We start from the raw sequence: 2,991 nt of genomic DNA, 5'->3' as shown, positions 1-2,991 counted from the left end.
CTACGCTGAATACTCGCGCGAACTGCTGGCCGCCGGCAATGCCGCCGCAGTGCATATCACCGACCGCGGGCAACTGGCCGGGCTCCCCGACGACGAGCTGGCCGCCGCGTCCCAGGCTGCCCGGGACGCCGGCCACGACCACGGCTGGCTGCTGACCCTGGACCTGCCCACCGCCCAGCCCGCGCTGGAAGCACTCACCGACCGCGGAACCCGCCGCCTTCTGCACGAGGCCTCGGCAGGGCGTGGCGACGCGGGCAACCGGACGCTTGAGCTGGCAGCCCGCACGGCGGAACTGCGCGCCGACCGGGCCGCGCTGCTGGGCTATGCCAATCACGCCGAGTATGTGCTGGACGGCCAAACTGCCCCTTCGCTGGAAGCGGTGCAGGACCTGCTCGCCCGCTTGATCCCACCGGCGGTCGCCAACGCCCGGGCAGAGGCGGAGATCCTGGCCGACGCCGCCGGACACGCCCTCGAGCCGTGGGACTGGGCCTTCTACGCCGAGGCGGTGCGCCGCCGCGACTACAGTGTGGACCTGGCCGGGCTGCGGCCGTACTTCGAGCTGGAGAGGGTGCTCAGCGACGGTGTTTTCTTCGCGGCGCAGAGGTTGTACGGGCTGCGGTTCGAGGTTCGGCCCGATCTCACGGCCTACCGTCCGCAGGCCCGGATCTGGGAAGTGCTGGACGACGACGGCGCCCGGCTCGGCCTGTTCATCGGCGACTTCCACACCCGGGACACCAAGAACGGCGGCGCCTGGATGGACTCACTCGTCGAGCAGTCCGGGCTTCTGGGACAGCAGGCCGTGGTGATGAACAACCTGAACATCCCGCGTCCGGCTCCCGGCGAACCTGCGCTGCTGAGCTTCGACCACGTGGTGACGCTGTTCCACGAATTCGGGCACGCGCTGCACGGCCTGTTGTCCCGGGTGAAGTATCCCAGCCTCTCCGGCACCAACGTGCCCAGGGATTTCGTGGAGTACCCGTCGCAGGTCAACGAGATGTGGATGCTGGATCCCGAAGTCGTCGGCAACTATGCCCGCCATTACCAAACCGGGGAGCCGCTGCCCCAGGAGGCACTGGACCGCGTCAAGGCTGCCGGGCTGTGGGGCGAAGGCTTCGCCACCACCGAATACCTGGCCGCCTGCGTGCTCGACCTCGCCTGGCACAGCCTGTCCGCCGGGCAGCAGGTCGCGGATCCGCTGGCGTTCGAACGGCAGGCACTGGCCGACGCCGGCATCAACCTTCCCCTGGTGCCGCCGCGCTACCGCACCGGATACTTCAAGCACATCTTCTCCAGCGGCTACGCGGCCGGGTACTACTCCTACATCTGGAGTGAGGTGCTGGACGCCGATACGGTGGCATGGTTCGGGGAAAACGGCGGACTGCAGCGGGGCAACGGGGATCGTTTCCGCCGCGTACTGCTCTCCCGGGGCAACAGCACGGATCCGCTGGAAGCCTTCCGGAACTTCCGCGGCCGGGACGCCGATCTGGCACCGTTGCTGGCGCGGCGCGGACTGGACAGCGGCCGCAGTACCTCACGCGTCTCCGGGAACGCCCGCTGACCGTGGTGACCATCGCCGGCTGCCAGCGTGTGCAGTCCGCCTGGTTCGACGCGCTGGCCGCTGCGACCGGCGGAAAGACCTTCACCACGCATGGAAGCCGCTGGGTGTGGCTGCCCGCCCGGCGCGAGCTGATGCTGCTGTTCCCGGACCGGATCTCCCCGGCGGGCATCCGCCCCGCGCTGGCGGAGGGCGCCAGGCTGGGAGCCTCCACGGTGGGCGCCTGGCTGAACGCGGGCGTGGACGGAAGCGGACTGCGCCCGTTCGGGTTCGAGGCGGGATGGCAACCGTGGTGGATGGCCGCGCCAGTGGCCAGCGTGCTGCGTGACGAACCGGCCGGGGTGTCGCTGGATGCACACTGCCCGGAAATCACGGGTCCGGACGCCATGGAGCTGAAGGTGGCGCGGCGGCCCGCCGGCGAGGGCCTAGGCCGGACCTGGCACGCCGTGGCCCGCACCGATGCGCGGCTCATAGGGCACGGATACGCTTTCCTGCCCGGCGTCCCGCCTGCGGCGGCCGGGACTCCTGCCCAGGGCGCCACGTCGCCGGACGTGGCGGGGATCTTCAACATGGCGGTCGGTACGCGGTACCGCCGCCGCGGTTACGGATCCGGCATCCTCAGCGCGGCAGCACGTGCAGCCCACGCCGCCGGCGCACGGCAACTGGTCCTCAACGCCACGCCGCTGGGCGAAAAACTCTATGCAGCCCGTGGTTTCCAGCTCCTGGGCCGGGGCCAGACGTTATGGCTGAACCCCGGCCGTTAAGCACGAACGCCCGGCGCCGCACTTAGCTGCGGAACCGGGCGTTCGCCGTCGTTGGTTTTTACCAGCCGCGCTCGGCGAGGCGGTGCGGCTGCGGGATCTCGTCAACGTTAATGCCTACCATTGCCTCGCCCAGTCCGCGCGAGACCTTGGCGATGACGTCCGGGTCGTCGTGGAAGGTGGTGGCCTTCACGATTGCGGCGGCGCGCTCGGCCGGGTTGCCCGACTTGAAGATGCCGGAGCCGACGAACACGCCGTCGGCACCGAGCTGCATCATCATCGCGGCATCGGCCGGAGTGGCGATGCCGCCGGCGGTGAACAGCACCACCGGCAGCTTGCCGGTCGCGGCGATCTCCTTGACCAGCTCGTACGGGGCCTGCAGTTCCTTCGCGGCGACGTACAGCTCGTCTTCGGGCATCGCCGACAGGCGCTTGATCTCGGCGCGGATTTGGCGCATGTGGCCGGTGGCGTTGGAGACATCGCCGGTGCCGGCTTCACCCTTGGAGCGGATCATGGCCGCCCCTTCGTTGATGCGGCGCAGCGCCTCACCGAGGTTGGTGGCACCGCAGACGAAGGGGACGGTGAAGTTCCACTTGTCGATGTGGTTGGTGTAGTCGGCCGGGGTCAGGACCTCGGACTCGTCGATGTAGTCCACGCCGAGGGACTGCAGCACCT

General features: G+C 69.6%; 3 protein-coding genes. 2 read left to right on the top strand and 1 reads right to left on the bottom strand.

Going from position 1 to position 2,991, the window contains the following annotated elements:
* Both AC5RWT_RS36220 and AC5RWT_RS36215 read left to right on the top strand, forming a co-directional pair.
* The coding region (locus AC5RWT_RS36220; protein WP_494084438.1) for a M3 family metallopeptidase at positions 1–1,558 on the top strand (1,558 nt) is incomplete at its 5' end.
* A gap of 2 nt (positions 1,559–1,560) precedes the next feature.
* Positions 1,561–2,319 carry a GNAT family N-acetyltransferase gene (locus tag AC5RWT_RS36215; RefSeq protein ID WP_494084437.1) on the top strand — a complete coding sequence of 253 codons (759 nt, stop codon included), beginning with the start codon at positions 1,561–1,563 and terminating at the stop codon, positions 2,317–2,319.
* A 58-nt stretch (positions 2,320–2,377) separates the two neighbouring features.
* Here the strand turns inward: AC5RWT_RS36215 and AC5RWT_RS36210 are convergent.
* The coding region (locus AC5RWT_RS36210) for a beta/alpha barrel domain-containing protein (protein ID WP_494084436.1) at positions 2,378–2,991 on the bottom strand (614 nt) is incomplete at its 5' end.

The sequence above is a fragment of the Arthrobacter sp. Dra40 genome (assembly GCF_059091905.1).
This window is presented reverse-complemented; position numbering and strand designations above follow the sequence as displayed.